This window comes from Anaeromassilibacillus sp. SJQ-5 (genome assembly GCF_054108045.1).
The window spans coordinates 2,719,786-2,737,500 of record NZ_JBPJWQ010000001.1; the positions used below are offsets into that span (position 1 = coordinate 2,719,786).

The following is a 17,715-nucleotide window of genomic DNA, read 5'->3' on the forward strand; positions in this document are numbered from 1 at the left end:
GTTTGCTTTTATTATAATGAACAAGTATAATGGAAGTAAATAGAAAAAAACCTGTTTCTTTCTCAAAAATATGGAAATATGTCAGGGAGGGTAATCACATGGATAAGTTTCAGCCGGATTTTCTCTACATCACCCCACAGAATCACCACGATATCGAAATTATACAATGCGGCACCCATGAGTGCGCGCCCGGCAATACATATGGACCGGCCGTGCGGGATATTTACCTCATCCATTACATCGTCACCGGCAAGGGCTATTTCAACGACAGCACGACCATCCACCCCCTGTCCACGGGCGATATGTTTCTGATAACGCCGGATAACGTGACCGTGTACTACGCGGACATGATCGAACCTTATACATATATCTGGGTGGGCTTCACAGGCGAACGGGCGGACGCGCTGGTGAAATCCGCCGGCCTTAGTCTGGAAAACCCCGTGGTGCACGATCCTGGCTGTCTGGAATTTTTCCGCGGCATGTTGGGCGAGCTGGACGATATCGAAAGCAAAATCGACGGGCAGGCCAACGCCCTGCGCATACAAGGCGAGCTGCTGCGATGCATCGGCTACCTGACGCGCCAGGAACACAAGAGGCGGCTGACGACCTGGACGTTTTCCGATCGCGTGGCCGATTTTATTCACAATAACATCAGCAATCCCATTTCCATCACCCGCATGGCGGCGGATTTCGGATTTTCCCGCACCTATTTCAGCGATTTGTTTAAAAAGGAAAAGGGCGTTTCGCCCCAGCAGTATCTGATCAATTACCGCGTGGAGACCGCCGCGCGCCTTCTGGAGGAAACCGACCTGAGAATCGGCCATATCGCCCGCAGCGTCGGCTACGACGACGCCCTGTTGTTTTCCCGTCAATTCAAAGCCAAAACCGGCTTCAGCCCCAGCCAAGCTAGGAAACGCCAGAAATCATGATGACCGGACTTTCATTTCCCGGAATAACTCCAAAACACCCGAGGCCCGCAATCATGCGGGCCTCGGGTGTTTTGCGCGGGTGCGCTTCTCCTCGCGTGTAAACGCTACGATCACTTATTCTGATGGCAGCTGCCGCTCATGGGGCAATTCTGACAGCCGCAGCCGCAGGAGAGCTTTCCCTTCCTCCTGTTTCTCACCATATGCACGATGATCAGAGCAACCACGGTGACCAGCACCACCAGGACGAGTATGGTCGACAGATTCTCGGCGAACCAGGACAACATAACGAGCTCCTCCTTTTATGGGAACTGGGGATTATTTCAGTTTGACTTTCTGTGTCAGCTTGCTCGGCTCTTCATAAGGCCGGAACAGCATATACAGGATAAACGCGACCAGCGCGAAGGCCACAATGGACCACAGGACGCTGCCGTTTCCGGTGAACAGCCTGCCCAGCTGATACACAATCAAAGACATCGCATACGCGAACACGCATTGATAACCGATGGCGAAAAACGTCCATTTGGCGGAATTCATCTCCCGCTTGATGGCGCCCATAGCCGCGAAGCAGGGGGCGCACAGCAGATTGAATACCAGGAAGGAATAGGCGGACAGTGGCGTGAATACGTCCCGCATGTTCGCCCAAATCTGCCAGCCATTTTCCGCGACCTCGTCGAAGCCGCCGAACAGCACGCCGAACGTGCCGACCACGTTTTCTTTAGCGATCAGGCCGGTGATGGTCGCCACCGCGCTCTGCCAATTGCCCCAGCCAAGCGGGGTAAAGAGCCAGGCGATGCCGCTGCCGATAACGGCCAGAATGGAATGGTTGAGATCCTCCACCATGCCGAAGCGGCCGTTTTCCACGCCGAAGCCCTGCAGGAACCAGAGGACGATGGCGGACAGGAGAATCACCGTTCCGGCCTTCTTGATGAACGACCAGGCCCGCTCCCACATGGAGCGCAGAACGTTGCCCACAGTCGGCAGGTGATAGGCCGGCAGTTCCATGACAAAAGGCGCTGGCTCCCCGGAAAACATCCGCGTTTTCTTCAGCATGATGCCGGAGATGATGATGGCCGCGATACCGACAAAATACGCGCTGGGCGCCACCCACCAGGCGCCGCCGAACAGTGCGCCCGCAATCAAGGCGATAATCGGCAGCTTGGCGCCGCAGGGAATGAAGGTGGTGGTCATGATGGTCATGCGGCGATCCCGCTCGTTTTCAATCGTACGGGACGCCATGATGCCGGGAATGCCGCAGCCGGTGCCGATGAGCATCGGGATAAACGACTTACCGGACAGGCCGAACTTGCGGAAAATACGATCCATGACAAACGCGATGCGCGCCATGTAGCCGCAGCTCTCCAGAAACGCGAGGAACAGGAAGAGCACCAGCATCTGGGGCACAAAGCCCAGCACTGCGCCCACGCCGCCGATAATGCCGTCCAAAATCAGCCCCTGCAGCCAATCGGCGCAGTGGATGGCCGTCAGACCGTCTTTGACCAGCACGGGTACACCCGGGACCCACACGCCGTAGGCAGCCGGATCCGGCTCCTCCTTGGCCGCCGCTTCCTCATACGCGGCAAAATCCACCGGAATCTGCTCCTCCACGTTGCCCTCGTCGTCATACAGATAGGCAGTGGTGGTCAAATCGGCCGCCGCCCCCGGCTGAAGCCCCTCTTCTTCCGCAGCCGTTTCGAAGGCCTCGACAATCGCGCCGGGAACCTCGTACTCTTCCGCCGCCTTCTCATACGAAGAGGAGCCGATGCCCAGCAGGTGGAAGCCGTCTCCAAACACGCCGTCGTTGGCCCAATCGGTCGCCCAGGTGCCCACCGTGGTCACCGACACGAAATAGACGATGAACATCACCACCGCAAAGATCGGCAGGGCAGCGAAACGGTTGGTCACCACTCGGTCGATTTTGTCCGAGGTCGACAGCCGGCCGGCGCTTTTTTTCCTGTAACAGCCTTTCATCACAGAGGCGATATAGACGTAGCGCTCATTGGTAATGATGCTTTCGGCATCATCATCCAGTTCCTTCTCGGCCGCCTGGATGTCCCCCTCGATATGCTCCATCAGCTCCGGATTCAGATTCATTTGGTCCAGAACCTTTTCGTCCCGCTCGAAAATCTTGATGGCGTACCAACGCTGCTGCTCGGGAGGCATGGTATGTACGGCCGCCTCCTCGATGTGGGCGAGAGCGTGCTCTACCACCCCGGAGAAGGTATGCATCGGTACGGTTTTCGTAGTCCGGCCCGCCTCGACGGCCGCCTCAGCCGCCTCCATGACACCCGTTCCCTTCAGGGCGGAAATCTCCACGATGGAACAGCCCAGCTCTCTGGACAGTTCTGCAATATTGATTTTGTCCCCGTTCTTCTTCACCACGTCCATCATGTTGATGGCAATGACCACCGGGATGCCCAGTTCGGTCAGCTGCGTCGTCAGATACAGATTCCGCTCCAGGTTGGTGCCGTCCACAATGTTCAAAATGGCGTCCGGGCGCTCGCTGATCAGATAATTCCTCGCCACCACTTCCTCTAAGGTGTAGGGCGACAGGGAGTAAATGCCGGGAAGATCGACGATAGTTACGCCGTCGTGCTTTTTCAGCTTGCCTTCCTTCTTCTCCACCGTAACGCCGGGCCAATTGCCCACAAACTGATTAGAACCGGTAAGCGCGTTGAACAGCGTGGTTTTGCCGCTGTTTGGGTTACCTGCCAGGGCGATTTTCAAACTCATTGTTCCTGTCCCTCTCTTTCATGCGAATGCCAATGGTAAGTTTAGACTAACTCTTGGTTGAAGCAAAACCTATTCGACCTCAATCCTATCCGCATCCGCCTTACGGATGGACAGTTCGTATCCCCGGACGGTAATCTCCACCGGATCGCCGAGAGGCGCCACCTTGCGGATATGAACCTGGACGCCCTTGGTGATACCCATGTCCATGATCCGCCGCTTCACGGCGCCCTCTCCATGGAGCTTTACCACCTTGACCGTATCGCCGATTTTTGCCTGCCTGAGTGTGTTCATGCCGGTTATCCTCCTTCTCTTTTGCGGGAATCCGCCCCGTCAGCCGCGCCGCCGTGCGGCTTTAGACCATAATTTTCTGCGCCATTTCCTCGCTGATGGCCACCCGTGCCTCTTTGACGTTCACAATAACGCTGCCGCCCATGGTGGTAATGACCGTGACATTTCCCCCTGCGACAAACCCGAGGTTTTCCAGATGCTTCTTCACCTCCGGCTTTCCGCCGATCTTCCGGATGATGTTCTCTTCCCCGATATTGGCAAGTGTAAGCGGCATCATGCTTCATCCTTCCTCTTTCCTTAGCGCACAGGCAGTCCACATGTTAGCATCAACTAACCTCCGCTCTAAAATAACGGTTAGCATAAGCTAACCTTGTCACTTTTTATTCTAATCATTTTCCTGCCGACTGTCAATATTTTTTCCAGAAAATGCTGGTTATACAGCTATTTTCGGCGTTTTATTGAAAATTTTCACGGAAAGCAATAGGATTGTGCCTCTTAATTAACGAGATGAGCGGCCAGCTTTTTGCCTGCCCGGAATGGCATTCCACGGTTTTACAAGGCAACCGTTGAAATCGTCAACCGGCTTCCATATTACCAAGATATAGTGGTCTCCACCCCTTTCGTTGAATATTTTCTTTCCATGCTACGGCGTGCGTCCCACCACCCGGCGCGAATCCGATCACCGCTGACAGCGGCAGATACGAAAAAAGCCCGGGACGGCGACGATACAATCGCAGTCCCGGGCTTTTGCTGTTTATATTTCCGGCACGATGGCCCCTTGCGCCCGCAGCAGAGAACGGATTTCCTCCACCGGAACCTCCCGCAGTTCCCGCCCCGCCGCCAGGGCCGCCGCCGCGCCCGCCGCTTGGCCCATGGCCATGCAGGAGGCCTTCACCCGGAAGGCGGACTGGGCCAGGCGATCGCCAGAGGCGCACCGCCCTGCGGCCAGCAGGTTGTCCATCCCCTTGACCAGCATGGCGCTCAAGGGGATTTGGGGCACCCTGTCCTTAGTCACGGCGATATTATGGAGAGTCTGTTCCCCGTCGGCGTGGAGATCCACCGGGTAGTAGGAGTAGCACACGCCGTCCGGATACGCGGCCGCCCCGACATACTCCGCCGCCGTGATAACATGATCCCCCATAATCCGGCGCGACTCCCGAACAGCTACCTCCCCACCGCAGGCCACGGGCTGAATCCGCTGCGCCCCTTTGACCCGTTTGCGGGCCCAGGCGGCCAGCCGGGCCACCGAACGGCGGCCCTCCACCTCCGCCTGAGACCGGCTCAGGCTATCGGCCCCGTTGAGCGAAATGTGGTTGATGTTGTTGCCGTCGGCATGGAAGATCGTGTAGGGCGACCCCTCCAGCGACCAGTAGTCGGCGCGGCGGATTTCACCCGCCTCCAACCCCTGCCGGAAGCTCTCCTCCACCTGCCGCCTGTCGATATCCTCCAGGTGGAAATCCTTCCAGTAAAACCGCAGGGTTCCCGGCTGGAGAACCGGCGGCTCCCCTTCCCCCAGCTGGAACGCCGCCCCCGCCAGAGCGGACAGGTCGCCGTCCCCGGTGGCGTCGATAAAGCGGCCGCCCCGTATGGCCTGCAGGCCACCCTTGGCGGCGACCAAAATTTCGGTCACCCGGGCGTCCCGCGTCAGGGCGTCGCAGAGCGTGTGATGGTACAGCAGGGTCACCCCCGCCTCCTGGCACATGGCGTCCATAGCGGCGGCGGCCATCGGCCCGTTGACCACCACGTTCTGCTGGCTGTGATCGTATTCTTCACTGAACGGCGGAATGGCCGCCCAACCGTCCGCCTCCAGCCGCTTCACCAGCTCCCAGCCGATACCCGCGATGATTGGCCGGCTTCCCCGGTAAAACAGGCCGATTTCATTGTTGCCGCCGACGGTCAGCACGCCGCCGGGCATCCCATACCGCTCCACCAGAGCGGTTTTCGCTCCGGCACGGGCCGCCTGCACCGCTGCGCAGAACCCGGCTACGCCGGCCCCGCAGACCACCACGTCGAAGTCGCCGAGCACCGGCACATCTTTTTCATATCGCATAACCAGTCTCCTTTAACAAGCAAGCGGATATACCCTTCCAGTATATCCGCTCCGCTTATAAAAGTCTAGAATTCCACCCGCAGGGTGACAATTTTGAAGGGAGGAAGGTCAACATCCGCCGTCTGTCCGTTCAGGCGCAGCGGCTGGGAATCCTCTTCCTTCATATCGGTCAGGGCCGCTTGCCGAATCGGACGACCGAAGGCGACGGTTTCCCGTATCGCTTCCCCTGTGGGATTGAACAGACGCAGGATGAGGGCGTCCCCCTCCTCGCTGCGCTTGACAGCGCTGACTCCGGTGCGGGCGTCCCGCAGCGTGAACAGGCTCTCTGTTTCCGGTCGGTCGCCCTGCCGTCCGGCGCCCACCTGGGCCGCCAAGAGATCGGTCTGATACCTACGGCACTCCGAGAATACCTCGCCCGGCGCCGCCTTAGCGTGGAAATACAGCGCATATTCGAAGCACTGAGGCCCAATGCACTGGCTGGTCTCCTCCTCAAAGCCGATGAGGAGATCGTTATGAATGGGGAAGGTGTTGGACGTGGCGCGGAACAGGGTCAGGTTGATGATAGCCTGCCCGTCGCTGACGGTGCCCGCTTCCCGGATCCCCTTGGTAAAGAGGGCGACGCCCCCCGTCTCGTCCTGCACGTCGATGAAGCCCTGCAAAGCCTGCCGCTCCAGCTCGGGGCCTTTTTTCAGCCGGTCATTGGTGAAGGGATCCACCTCGCGGGTCCGGATTTCGAACGGGGCCTCCCAATCGGCGGTGGCGGCCTGTATCCCGGTGGGGAAGGAAACTGTCAGCAGATGATCCCGGCAGCGGTTGTCCAGGGTGGTTTTGCACACCAGCCGCTTACTGCCCTTTTTCAGGGTGATGTCGGTGATAATGGCCGTCTCCACGGTTTCCGCCAGCCGCGCGGTGCGCGCCTCGTTGAGCCCGGCGGGGATCGGCATCCAGCAGGTCATCCGGCAGGTGGCGGACAGGCTGGAGTTTTCCACCAGCTCCACCTGAGTGCGGCCGCCCCGGGAGGTGAGATGGCTGTTGGCATAGGGTTCCCGGTGCACCCAGAAGTCGCCGCTGGATCCGGTGTCGGTGAAGGCGCAGAGTCCCTGCGTCGTCCGGCCTGTTTCGTAATCGTACACCGTCACCTCCCCGCTGCCCACGGTCACCCGCAGGCGGCCGTTATCCAGCACATGGCCCGCCCGGCCGATGGGGGCGAAGGGAAATACCCCTTCGGGGAAGGGATTGGTGGAGGTGGCGTCGCTTCCCTTTTTCCGCCGCAGGGTCAGGGTGGTGTAGCCCATGGCGGGGATGTCCCGGACGTCGGCCAGCACTACCCGCCGGTCGGCATACACCGACTTGGGGCGGTTGGTCCGATGGATGGAGGCCAGGTTGAACCGCTCCCGGCTCAGGGGATAGTAATCCACCGGCCGGCCCGCCCGGTCGGTCAGGAAGAAATCCTCTACCCGCTCGCTCTCCGGCAGATCCAGCGTCAGGCGGAGTACCTCATCCCGGGGATACGGCGTGGGGTTCATCACCACGATATGGATATCGTCTTCCTCGCCGGTAAAAGCGATCTGCCGGCAGAGATTATCCGCCGCCCGGCGGGTCAGGCTCTCAGCCAAGCACTGCGCCTGGGCGATGCGGTTTAAGTTGTCGGTCTTGATTTTCGGATCGCCGGAACCATGGATGGAATCGTGGGCGTGGGTGGCCAGCAGGTATTTCCACAGCAAATCCACCGCGTCCTTGTCGTAGCCGCCGCCGCCCGCCAGCACCAGGCTCATCAGCGGCTCCAGCACTTGGATAACGGTGTTTTCCACCTTCCATATGCCCTGCTTGATGTCGGTGTTGGTGCCCATGGTTTCGCTGTGTACATGGTTGACGGGGCCGAAGCGCATCTCTCCCTCGTACTGTACCAGAGTGCTGGGGTCGATGTCCGCCTTCACCGCCTCAAAATAGGCGGCGGGGGTGCTGTGAACCAGCTCCAGCTCCCCCTCCATCCGCTGGTTGATAAGCCGGATTACCTCCGGAATCTGGGGCAGAGGCGAGGTGAAATCGGTGCCGTCGAAGGCGGCCAGCACATGGGCGGAAGCCGTCTCGTCCAGCGCATCCAGCACGGTGCGGATGGCGCCGTCGATTTTCTCCTCCCGGATGCGGATATCGGGGCACAGCTCGGTGGCGTATTGGTTCCGGTTTTCCTCATCAATCAGATGGCAAAGCTTCACCGGATCGGTGAACCGGCTCTGCCAGCCCGGCCTTTTGGCGTCTCCGCCCAAGAGTACCGGGATATCGAAATCAAAAAAGAAATTCCATCGTTTTTCCCTGCCCAGGCGGGTGGCGAAGGCTTCTGTCCCGTCGGGGGCGCGCCAGATGAATTCGCTCTGGGGAAACGCCTTGGCGCTGGCCCCCTTGTAAAACACGATATCATGGATGCCGAAGCCCGCGTACACCTGGGGCAGCTGAGCCATCTGTCCGAAGGAGAAGATGGAATACCCCACCGGCATAGGCTCGCCGAATTCCCGGCAAACCCGGCGGCCCACCACCAGGTTGCGGATGATGCTCTCCGGGTTCACCGCGTAGCAATCCACCAGGCTGTACCAGGGGCCGATTTGGATTCGTCCCGCCCGGATCAGCGCCTGAAGCCGCGGCCGCATATGGGGCCGCATCTCCAAATAATCGTCCAGGACGATGGCCTGCCCGTCCAGGGTAAAATACCGGTAAGAATCGTCCGCCTCCATAATGCGGATCACGTCGTCCAGCATCTCCACCATCATCAGACGGGTTTCCTGGAACTCGTGGCGGTGCTCCCGATCCAGATGGGAGTTGGAAAGGATATGCATGGTTTTCATAGTGCCGCTACCTCTGCTCGTAATGTGATGTCGATGTTGCCCTCGGTGACGAAGCCGTCGATGCCACCGTCCCCTCCAAGGAACCCGGCGCCCGCCGGGTTTTCATACCGGCAGCCGGTTATGCGGCCGGTGGGCCGGTTGTCCCGCTGCCAGTCCTGCACCAGGATTTGGGCGGGATTGGCGTACAGGCAGGCCCAATTGTTGCGTAAGAACGTGCATTCCTCAAGGATAATATCCCGGCTGGAAGCCTGATCCGACACGTCATAGTTGGCCAAAAATTCCACCGCCGGCCCCGCGTTGTTCTCGAAAACACAGCGGCGGATGATGCAGTCCTCCACGTCGGTCTCGAAGTCGATGCCGCATTCGTCGCTGACGTCGGTGTGCGGCATGTTCCGGATGGTGACGTTTTCCACCAGTACATCCCGTGCCAGCTGGAGATGGATGGCCGCCGTCCCCCAAGGGGCGCCGCCCGCCCCTTTGTCGATAACGGAATCCCGCAGCACTGCACCGGTCACGCACTGAAGAAACAAGCTGGTCAGGGATACGTCAGGGATGTCGTTATCGTGCAGATACAGCCTCTCCCAAAGCACGTCCCCAAACTTGTTTTTCCCCGCGATGGCACCGTCGCAGCACACGTGATCGCACCAATCCAGGCCGATGCCTCCCCCCGTCCGATAAACCTCGCAGTCGGAAATCCGGAAATCGGAGAGCACCCGCTCGCCGTTCATGGGGGTGGAATCGTTTCCCGTCACGCAAATGCCCAGGGAAAAGCCCACCCGATCCGGCGAGCGGTAGGCCTTCCATTCCTCGTTGCAGCTGCTTTCTCCGCTCGCGCGGTAGATACCGCCGAAATCGTGCGCCGTAATGTCGTGAAGGTACACCGACCGGTTATGATAGCTGTGGTCGTAGAACAGCACGATGCCCGCGCCGCCATTGCAGACCTCCAGGTTGCCCAGACGCAAATACGACGGGTTGTTCAGCCGCACGCATCGATCGCCGATGTGGCCGTTGCGGCGGATAACAGGCCGGTCTCCCGTGCCGTAGCTGGAAATCTCGATAAAAGCATCCGGCGCGCCCTGGCCGGCAATCGTCAGTTCCTCATTCCAAACGCCGCCGCATTTCAGCAACACCCGATCGCCGGGCCGCAGGACGATCTCTCGTATTTTTTGAAAGGTGCGCAGTGGCGTGTCCGGGCTGAAGCCGTCGTTGGCGTCGCTACCTTCCGGATCGATATAATACCAGGTCCCTCGTGTTTTCATAATCGCTTCAAGCCCTCCGCCGCATTTTCCCCGCCCCGCGGGTTTATTTTACAATCAGCTGGTTGCCGGCATCCGCCCCATAGGTGCCGCCGGTGAAGGTGCAGCCGTCCAGCACAATGTTTTTGCACTTGTAGGCAGGCATACCGGTCTGGCCGGTGGCCTTCTGGGTGCCCACGTGGAAAATTTCCGGGTTGGATGCATAGGGGGTGGTAAAGGTGCAGTTCTTAAAGGTGATGTCCTTGGGCACTGGCCCCTCCACATACGTCTCGTTTTCCACCCGCACCCAGAATACGTTGAATTTGCAGTTCTGGAAGGTGCCGGAGGAGCGTACCCGCACCGTACCCTCGATATAGCTGTCCTTGACCAGGAAATCCTTGTTGAACCGATACAGGGCGATTTGGCAGCCCTTGCCCAGCCCCGGCAGATCTCGATCCAGCCGGATGTTCATCGCGCCGCTGCTTTGCAGAACGGCGGCGATTTTCGCTTCTCCGATGGCAGCGCCGGTATTCATGTTATAGGCCACCAGCTCGTCGCCGGCCTTCAGCCCTTCACGGGTCGCGCCGCCTTCGGCCGGGGTCATGCTGACCGTCTTGGTGGATGCGTTGTAGAAATCCACGTTGCATATCACGGAGGACAGGTTGAACGCGTCGTCCCCCAGGGGGCCGATGTAGCAGTTGTCCCAGGTCAGCTTGGACAGGTTATCCTTGACATGGAACGCATCCCGCCAGGATGCCAGATAGACCTTAGAGCCGGGCGCCGGCTCGATACGCACATTGGTGAACTTGGTGGTGCCGGTATTGGAACGCACGTCGAAGCCAAAGTCCGGCATGGCGTAGATGGTGACGTTCTTCATCTCGAAATTGTTGACGTTCGACAGGGAGAACAGCCCGCCCACATTGTGAGAGGAACCGTAAACCGGTAGAATGAAGGATTCCCCAACGGACGCCATGGACACCCGGCCGCTGTCGGCCATGTAAAACCGGTACGATTTGTCTCCCGTCTTGGTCATCTTGTTGATGGTGTAATGCAACCGCTCGTCCTTCCGGTTGCGGAAGGCGAAATAGGGCTGCGGCGGCTCCACCGTACCGGTAAAGCCCAAATCGTCGTCGGAGGTGAAATCGATATAGGAGCGATCCGCCGCGATGGCCGTCACCTTGGCGGCGGAAAAGGGCTTCGGCGAATAGTCAATGATGAAGCCGGAAAACTCGATGTTGCTGCTGTCCGCAAAATACGCCACCCGATAAGGGGCTTTCATCAGCAGCTTGGTTTTATCCCCCCGGATTTTTACGTTGTCCGCATAAATCACGTTGAGCACCCGCTTGAAGCTGTTGCTGGCGGGGGCAGAGGCCAGCCGGTAGGTGGCGCCCGCCTTGAACTGGACGATTTTTTCCTTGCTGCCGTCCTTGGCGGCCGCCAGCACCGCGTTGGCCACCGCCATCCCATCGTCGGTTTTTCCGTCGCCCTTGGCGCCGTAATCCTCCACCTTGAAGACCTTGGTGGCCTGGCTGGTGGTGGGCCGCTTCGTGGCGCCGCCGCCTTTGGTGGTCGTGGAGGTATCTGGCTTTTCGCTGCCGCCCGGCTTCTTGGTGCTGCCGGTGGCGCTGGCGTCACCACCGCCGCTGCTGTCACTCTGGCTAACATCCGAAGATATTTCAGTGGCGGTCGTGGTGTCGCCGGTAGCGCCCGAAGAACTTCCAGTCACTCCAGAGCTTTCCGGGCCCGGCTTGGGCTCCCGGTTACAGGCGGCCAGTGATGCCAGCAGCGCCATGGTTATCAGCAAGACGCCGCATTTTCTCAACGATTTCATGTTCCATCGCGTCCTTTCCAGTCGGTATCTCATCGAATAATCAGCTCGTTGCCATCCTCCACATCAATGGTACCCTTTTCAAACGTGCAGTTTTCCAGTACAATATTTTTACATTTGTACGCGCAATTGTGCAGTCCGTTTTTCCCCAGGGTGCCCACATGGAAAATTTTTGCATCGGCGTCATACGGGGTGGTAAATGTGCAGTTACGGAAAGTGATGTCCCTGGGGATCGGCCCCTCCACAAAAAACTCATTTTCCACATGCACCCAGAACACGTCGAACCGGCAGTTCTCGAACACGCCGCTGGAGCGCACCCGTACCGTCCCCTCGATGGTACTGTTCCGAACCACAAACCCGGGATTGGCGAATTTGTAGAACGCCACCTGCATCCCCGGCCGGAAGCCGGGCAGGGGCCGATCGGCCTCGAAGCGGACATCCTCGCTGCTGGGGAATACCCGGGCAACCCGGGCCTCGCCGAAGGCGCGGCCCGTCTCCAGGTCATAGGCGACGAATTCGTCCCCCGGTGCGATATCTCGGGTTTTCCCCTTCTCCGCCGGCAGGCATCGGATACCCCGTTCGTCCGCCGACACCTCCGTCACGTCCAGATGGACACAGGACAGGTTAAACGCGTCATCGCCAATAGGCCCGATATCGCAACTGTCCCAGACGATGGGATCCCGGTTATCCTTGATGTGGAAGCCATCCCGCCAGGAAACCAGCTGCTCCCTGGCCCCCTCCTTCTGGCGAAGCGCCACGTGGTCGAACCGCATCTCCCCCCGGCAGTCCCGGACGTCAAAGCCAAACTCCGGATGGCTGTAAAACCGCAGGTTAGACAGCGTGAAACCGTCGGTGTCGTAAATCGTGCAGGCGGCCCCGGCCAGATGGCTGCCGCCAATGGTGGGGAGCAGGAATTCGTCTCCTGGCTTGACCTGTCCCATCCGCTCGATAAAATCGGAACGGATAACCAGCCGGTAGCGCTTGTCGCCCAACCGCCGGATTTCCCTAATAAAATAATGGTACCGAATATCCGCCCGGTTGGGGAACATAAAGCAAGGCGGTGGCGGCAGATAGGTCACCCCCTGCAGCCCGATGTCCTCCTCCGCCGCCATATCCATATACCCTTGCTCCATATCCAGAGCTTCCGCCTTGGCCAGGATGAAAGGCTTGGGCTGATAATCCACCGTCAGTCCGTCCAGGGCAAAACGGCGTCCTCCCTCCAGGGAAAGCAGCCGGTTAGCCCCTTTGAACAGCAGGATGGCCCCATTGCCCTCAATATGCAAATCCGTCGTCCCCTCGAAGGAAAAGAGGCAGTGGCGTCTGTTTTCAGCCGGCAGGTCAAGGATGCGGTAGGTTTTCGGCTCAAACACCACCGCTTTTTCCCCTGCCGCCGCGGCGGCTGCAGCCGCCGCCCGGCTGATGGCCGGGCCGTCGTCGGTCACGCCGTCGCCCACGGCACCGTAATCCGCCACGCGGAACTTGAGCTTCTCCATGGTTTTGTCCTCCCTGGGCATGCGCCCATTTGGTTTGTTTACCCCACGATTCCCACCCGCTCAATGCTCTCCACAAAGAAGCGCTGGCAGAAGGCGAACAGGATCAGCAGCGGCAGCAGGATCAGCAGCACGCCGGCGCTTTTGACCAGGGGCACGTACATGGTCACAGTCATATCGTACTGGGACACCCCCAGCAGATCGTACACCTCGTTGGTGAACCGATCGAGATTGTTGTACACGCCGGAAAACACCGGCCGGTTCTGCAGGAACGAGGTGGTGTAATTCATATCGTTGTACTGCCACAAAAAGCCGAACAAGGACACGGTGGTGATAGCCGTGGTGGCGTTGGGCAGCATCACGCGGGTGAAGGTCCCGAAGGAATTGGCCCCGTCGATGTAGGCGGCCTCTTCAAATTCCTTGGGCATGTTTTTGAAAAACTGGAAAAAAATCAGGATAAACAGGCCGTTTTTGGCGCCCACGGCGGTGGCCGCCAGCAGACCGAAGGGCCAATAGGTGTCAATAAGATTCATCGAACCCCCGCAGACGGCGGACACGAGGCCGAAGGGATCGAATTGGCGGAACTGGACGTACATGGGGGTCAGAATCAGCTGGGGCGGCACGACGATGGTGAATACCACCAGCGCCATGAAAAGCCCCCGCAGTTTGAACTCAAAACGGGCGAGTCCGTAAGCGACGATTAGGCAGGACACCGTCTCCAGAACTGTCACCAAGACCGCGAGCAGCAGGGTATTGCCCAGGGTTTCCCAGTAATTGGTCAGCCGCATGGCGATATCGAAATTCTGAAGCGTGAAGTTGCGTGGGATAAGAATGACCGTGTTGTCGAAAATATCCCCCCGCTCCATGAACGCCTTGGAAACCATCATCAGAATGGGATAGAGAATCACAAAGCAGAAGCCGAGGAGAAACACAGCTTTGACGATCCCCTGTATACCCTTTCCCGCCAGCTTCCGGGTCCGTGCGGCCGCCCGGGGGCTGACGGCAATTTTGTCTGTTAAGGCGAAGTTCTTCATGCGCTTGACCATTCCTTTCGCAGGATTCGGGCGTCAGGTTTGATAAAAAATCTTTTTGCGGAAGAGGAGGTAAATCACGGCGATAATCAGTGCGATACATAGGAAATAAATCCAGGACAGCGCTGAGGAATAGCCGAATTCGAATTGGCTGAAGGAAATGGAATTGATGTAGTTGACCACCGGGTTGAGAAAGGAGCCGAAGGAATCCACAATGGTGTAAATGCAGTTGACCAGGATGATAGGACCGGTCATGGGAAATGTGATGGTCCAGAAGCTCTCCCAGGCGGTGGAACCCTCCATGTTGGCCGCCTCGTACATGGATTCCGGTATGGAGTGCAGGGCCGCCAGGAAAATGAAAATCTGCACGCCGGAGCGGATCATGATGAAGAAAATGTTGCTGATGGCGTCGTTGATGTAGTTCATCCAGGCAGGATCAATCCCCAGGCTGGTGAAATACCGACTGATATCCATGGCCTGCAGCGCGCTGAAAATCTGCTGACTCTCCTCCATAGAGGCGTTCATCTGGGCGTTGTTAACCGCCCCCACCGAATCCTGCATCCGCAAAAACAGGTCGGAGGACAGGATAACGGTAAGGAAAAAGATGGTCTTGACCGCCCCGATGCCCCGGAATTTCTTGCGCAGCAGCAGCGCAACGAAATAGGAGAAAATCAGTATCAGCGGCACATCGGTCATCTTCACCAGAGAAGCTACCAACTCCTGGGGGAACCGTCCGTCCCCCGTGAAGGCGTGGCGGAAATTGGCCAGGCCCACAAAGGTGGCGTCCAGCGTGACCTTGTCGAAGGTATTGAAGCTGTAAATGGCGGTTTTCACCACGGGCGTGAGGAAGAACAGCAGGAACCCGAGGATCCACGGGGCGCAATAGGCGTATCCCATCAGCCCCCGCTTGCGCATTAAGGACAGGTTGCGTTTTTTCATGGCCAGTTCCTTTCTGTGGCGTCACGCCGCCGATTTCTGCTGCAGGCTGTAGCCCCTGGCCGGCACGGTTACGCCGTCCGCCTGGGCCGGTTCGCTCCCATAGTTGACGTAAACCGACCAGCCGCCCTCGTAGTCGGTGCGGTATAGGTTCTCCGCCAGCTTCCGGTGCCCGGTCATGGCTGCGCTCTGCACCGGGGCCAGGGCCTCGTTGACCGTTTGGTAGGCCTGCACCAGCCTATCCTTCCAGATGCCGTAGCTGCTCGAACAGAACATGCTGTACGACGTGTTCTTCACCGCCGAGCCATCCGCCGCCATCAGCTGGAAATACGGCGTGCCGCCATATTCGATGAGCCGGAGCAAATCGGTTTCGAAATCGTAGGAAAGGTTCAGCGGCGCGCCGGCGTAGGCTGCGTAGCCGTGGAAAACCAGCTGATAGAACGGCACCGTTTCATCGGTCATGTCGAAGCCGCTGTCGGTAAAGGGGGCGTTCAGCACCACGTCGGCATACGGCATCATATAGGCGAAGCCGCCGGTGATCATCAGCGAATCGTATCCGGCAAATTGATCCTTCAGCAGCCGGCGGATAATATTGGAAGCGGTTTCCCGGTCGATGGGGGCCCCCTTGGTATAGTCGGCGTAGAGGTTCTCTCCCATGTCGTTCAGGCACAGGCCGGAGATGCCGAGAGCCCCGTAGGCCTTGTTGAAGGATTGCGCCACGCCGCCCAGGGCGGCCGGGGACAGGATGCTGTCGTAATCCTCCCCCGTGCGGGTCACCATATCGTAGGTATAAGCCTTGGCGTCCTTCTGATCGATTTGCATGGCTGCCATACGGAAGACATTAAACCCTTTCGCCTGGGTCGGCGTGGTCAGGAAATTTACGGCCGGATACAGGCCCACGTTCGACCGGCGGGTATAATCCCGCAGGGCGGTCAGTCCCTTTTTGCCTCCCACGGCGCTTTCCACCTTCAGGGAGGCGGGTAGGTCCTGCCGCAGCCCGCCGTTCATCCAGCCGCTGTATTTCAGCTGAATATTGGTAATCCCCCGTCCCTGCAGCTCCTCCAGGATTTGTATCGCCTGCTCTGTCGTGGTCAGGCTCTCCATCCCCTGGTACTTGATGCCGAAGGTGGATTTCAGCTTATCCACCGCCCCTAAAAGCTCCAGGTTGAACGGGAGGCTCTCCCCCGCCTTCAGCGGCTGCAGCCCGTCTTTTTCAGTCAGATACTGCCGGTAATAACCGGCCATTCCCACATAATCGGCCTGCGCGCTGTCCAGAAAAGCGTACCGCAGCCGCAAATCCCCCTGATAGGCGATATCCTGGATGCCGATAAGCTTGCTGGCGTTTTCCATGGCGCCGATGGATACGTTTTGATACGCATGGGTGGCAAAGGACGCGTACACCTCGTTGAAAGAGCTGTAGGGGCCCGCCCGGTTGGCATGGATGGAAGCCAGGGCCGCCCCGTCCTCGAGAATAGCCAGGAAGCCGTCGTCCCCGTCCTTCACGCCAAACACCGGCAAGCGCACCTGCTGGACTTTGGGGCTCGCGCTCTTGACCTCCAGGGACTTGTCGAAGCCGTAGACGCTGCCTACATAGCTGGTGGTGGAATATTTGCCGCTGCCGAACTCGATGAGGGCCCCGCTGCCGTCCGGCACCAGCAGATACCCGCCCTCCGTGGCGGAACTGCCGCCGAAATGGGGCAGCACCGCGATTTTCAGGGGGAGAATACCCGCCGGACAGGCCACCTCGGCCATGGGCACCCGGACAATCAGGGATTCATCCTCCAGCGCGTAGCGCAGGGTGATGGTGAACAGCTCGGCCTTCTGGCCATCGGTGTCCGCGGTCTTGTTGTCCATTAAATGGTAGGTTACCGTCAGGCCGTCCTTATCCGCCTGCATATCGAAAGTCCCCTGGGCGACGGAGGCGTTGTAGCTGTCGATCTGTTTGAAGTTCTGGCCGTCCAGATATTCCACCAGCAGCTGGGCGTAAAACAGGTTGCGGGCGTCCTCGTCGATTTCCGTGTCTTCGTCGATAGTCGGCGTGTTGGAGAACCAAACCCGCCCCGTGCGGCGGTCGCTCACCGCCACCGCCGCGCGGGCCTTATCTGCGTAAAGGGTCAGGAACCGGCTTTCGCAAACGGCCTCGTATCCGTCCAGCAAGGCGGCGTATTCCTCCTGCGGCTGCGCGGCGTACACGGTTTCCCCGGGGTAATTGGTGAAGGAGAATCCGTCCGCCTGCGTCCGATAGGCAGCCAAATCCAGCGTTTCCTTCCCCGCGCCGCACCCGGCCAGAGAAGCCGCCATCGCCGCCGCGGCCAGCACCGCGCCCAGTTTTCTTGTTATCCTCATAGGGTTGCCCCC

Annotated in this window: 13 protein-coding genes; 1 reads left to right on the forward strand and 12 read right to left on the reverse strand. The window is 59.0% G+C overall.

Annotated elements, in window-relative coordinates; translation table 11 throughout:
* The first annotated feature begins 98 nt into the window (after window positions 1–98).
* Entirely contained in the window at window positions 99–929 is an 831-nt protein-coding gene (locus tag ACSAMM_RS11610) for an AraC family transcriptional regulator (protein ID WP_178725609.1), read from the forward strand.
* Between the two features lie 110 nt (window positions 930–1,039).
* On the opposite strand, the gene ACSAMM_RS11615 is transcribed toward ACSAMM_RS11610, so the two are convergent.
* From ACSAMM_RS11615 to ACSAMM_RS11670, 12 genes are all read right to left on the reverse strand, one after another.
* Complete coding sequence (locus ACSAMM_RS11615) at window positions 1,040–1,213, reverse strand: FeoB-associated Cys-rich membrane protein (protein ID WP_178725610.1); 174 nt, start codon at window positions 1,211–1,213, stop codon at window positions 1,040–1,042.
* A gap of 31 nt (window positions 1,214–1,244) precedes the next feature.
* Window positions 1,245–3,659 carry a ferrous iron transport protein B gene (gene feoB, locus ACSAMM_RS11620; protein ID WP_178725611.1) on the reverse strand — a complete coding sequence of 805 codons (2,415 nt, stop codon included), beginning with the start codon at window positions 3,657–3,659 and terminating at the stop codon, window positions 1,245–1,247.
* Window positions 3,660–3,728: 69 nt separating this feature from the next.
* Window positions 3,729–3,950 (reverse strand): FeoA domain-containing protein, encoded by a 222-nt coding sequence (locus ACSAMM_RS11625; protein ID WP_178725612.1) that lies wholly within the window; start codon window positions 3,948–3,950, stop codon window positions 3,729–3,731.
* A 61-nt stretch (window positions 3,951–4,011) separates the two neighbouring features.
* On the reverse strand, window positions 4,012–4,224 hold the full coding sequence (locus tag ACSAMM_RS11630) for a FeoA domain-containing protein (protein WP_178725614.1): 213 nt from the start codon (window positions 4,222–4,224) through the stop codon (window positions 4,012–4,014).
* A 477-nt stretch (window positions 4,225–4,701) separates the two neighbouring features.
* Entirely contained in the window at window positions 4,702–5,997 is a 1,296-nt protein-coding gene (locus ACSAMM_RS11635) for an FAD-dependent oxidoreductase (RefSeq protein ID WP_457791536.1), read from the reverse strand.
* Between the two features lie 65 nt (window positions 5,998–6,062).
* Window positions 6,063–8,837, reverse strand: a complete 2,775-nt coding sequence (locus ACSAMM_RS11640; protein ID WP_457791538.1) for a glycoside hydrolase family 38 N-terminal domain-containing protein — start codon at window positions 8,835–8,837, stop codon at window positions 6,063–6,065.
* Window positions 8,834–10,096: a right-handed parallel beta-helix repeat-containing protein gene (locus tag ACSAMM_RS11645; protein ID WP_457791540.1), complete on the reverse strand. Its 1,263-nt coding sequence runs from the start codon at window positions 10,094–10,096 to the stop codon at window positions 8,834–8,836. The genes ACSAMM_RS11640 and ACSAMM_RS11645 overlap by 4 nt, the downstream gene beginning before the upstream one ends.
* Window positions 10,097–10,139: 43 nt before the next feature.
* Entirely contained in the window at window positions 10,140–11,903 is a 1,764-nt protein-coding gene (locus tag ACSAMM_RS11650; RefSeq protein WP_457791541.1) for a hypothetical protein, read from the reverse strand.
* Between the two features lie 29 nt (window positions 11,904–11,932).
* Window positions 11,933–13,393, reverse strand: a complete 1,461-nt coding sequence (locus tag ACSAMM_RS11655) for a hypothetical protein (RefSeq protein WP_457791542.1) — start codon at window positions 13,391–13,393, stop codon at window positions 11,933–11,935.
* 38 nt (window positions 13,394–13,431) lie between these two features.
* Window positions 13,432–14,424, reverse strand: coding sequence for an ABC transporter permease subunit (locus tag ACSAMM_RS11660; protein WP_178720433.1), 993 nt, complete (start codon window positions 14,422–14,424; stop codon window positions 13,432–13,434).
* A gap of 33 nt (window positions 14,425–14,457) precedes the next feature.
* Complete coding sequence (locus ACSAMM_RS11665; protein WP_457791544.1) at window positions 14,458–15,360, reverse strand: carbohydrate ABC transporter permease; 903 nt, start codon at window positions 15,358–15,360, stop codon at window positions 14,458–14,460.
* Window positions 15,361–15,381: 21 nt separating this feature from the next.
* A complete protein-coding gene (locus ACSAMM_RS11670) occupies window positions 15,382–17,703 on the reverse strand; it encodes a DUF5696 domain-containing protein (protein ID WP_457791546.1) in 2,322 nt (773 codons plus the stop codon).
* Window positions 17,704–17,715: the final 12 nt, after the last annotated feature.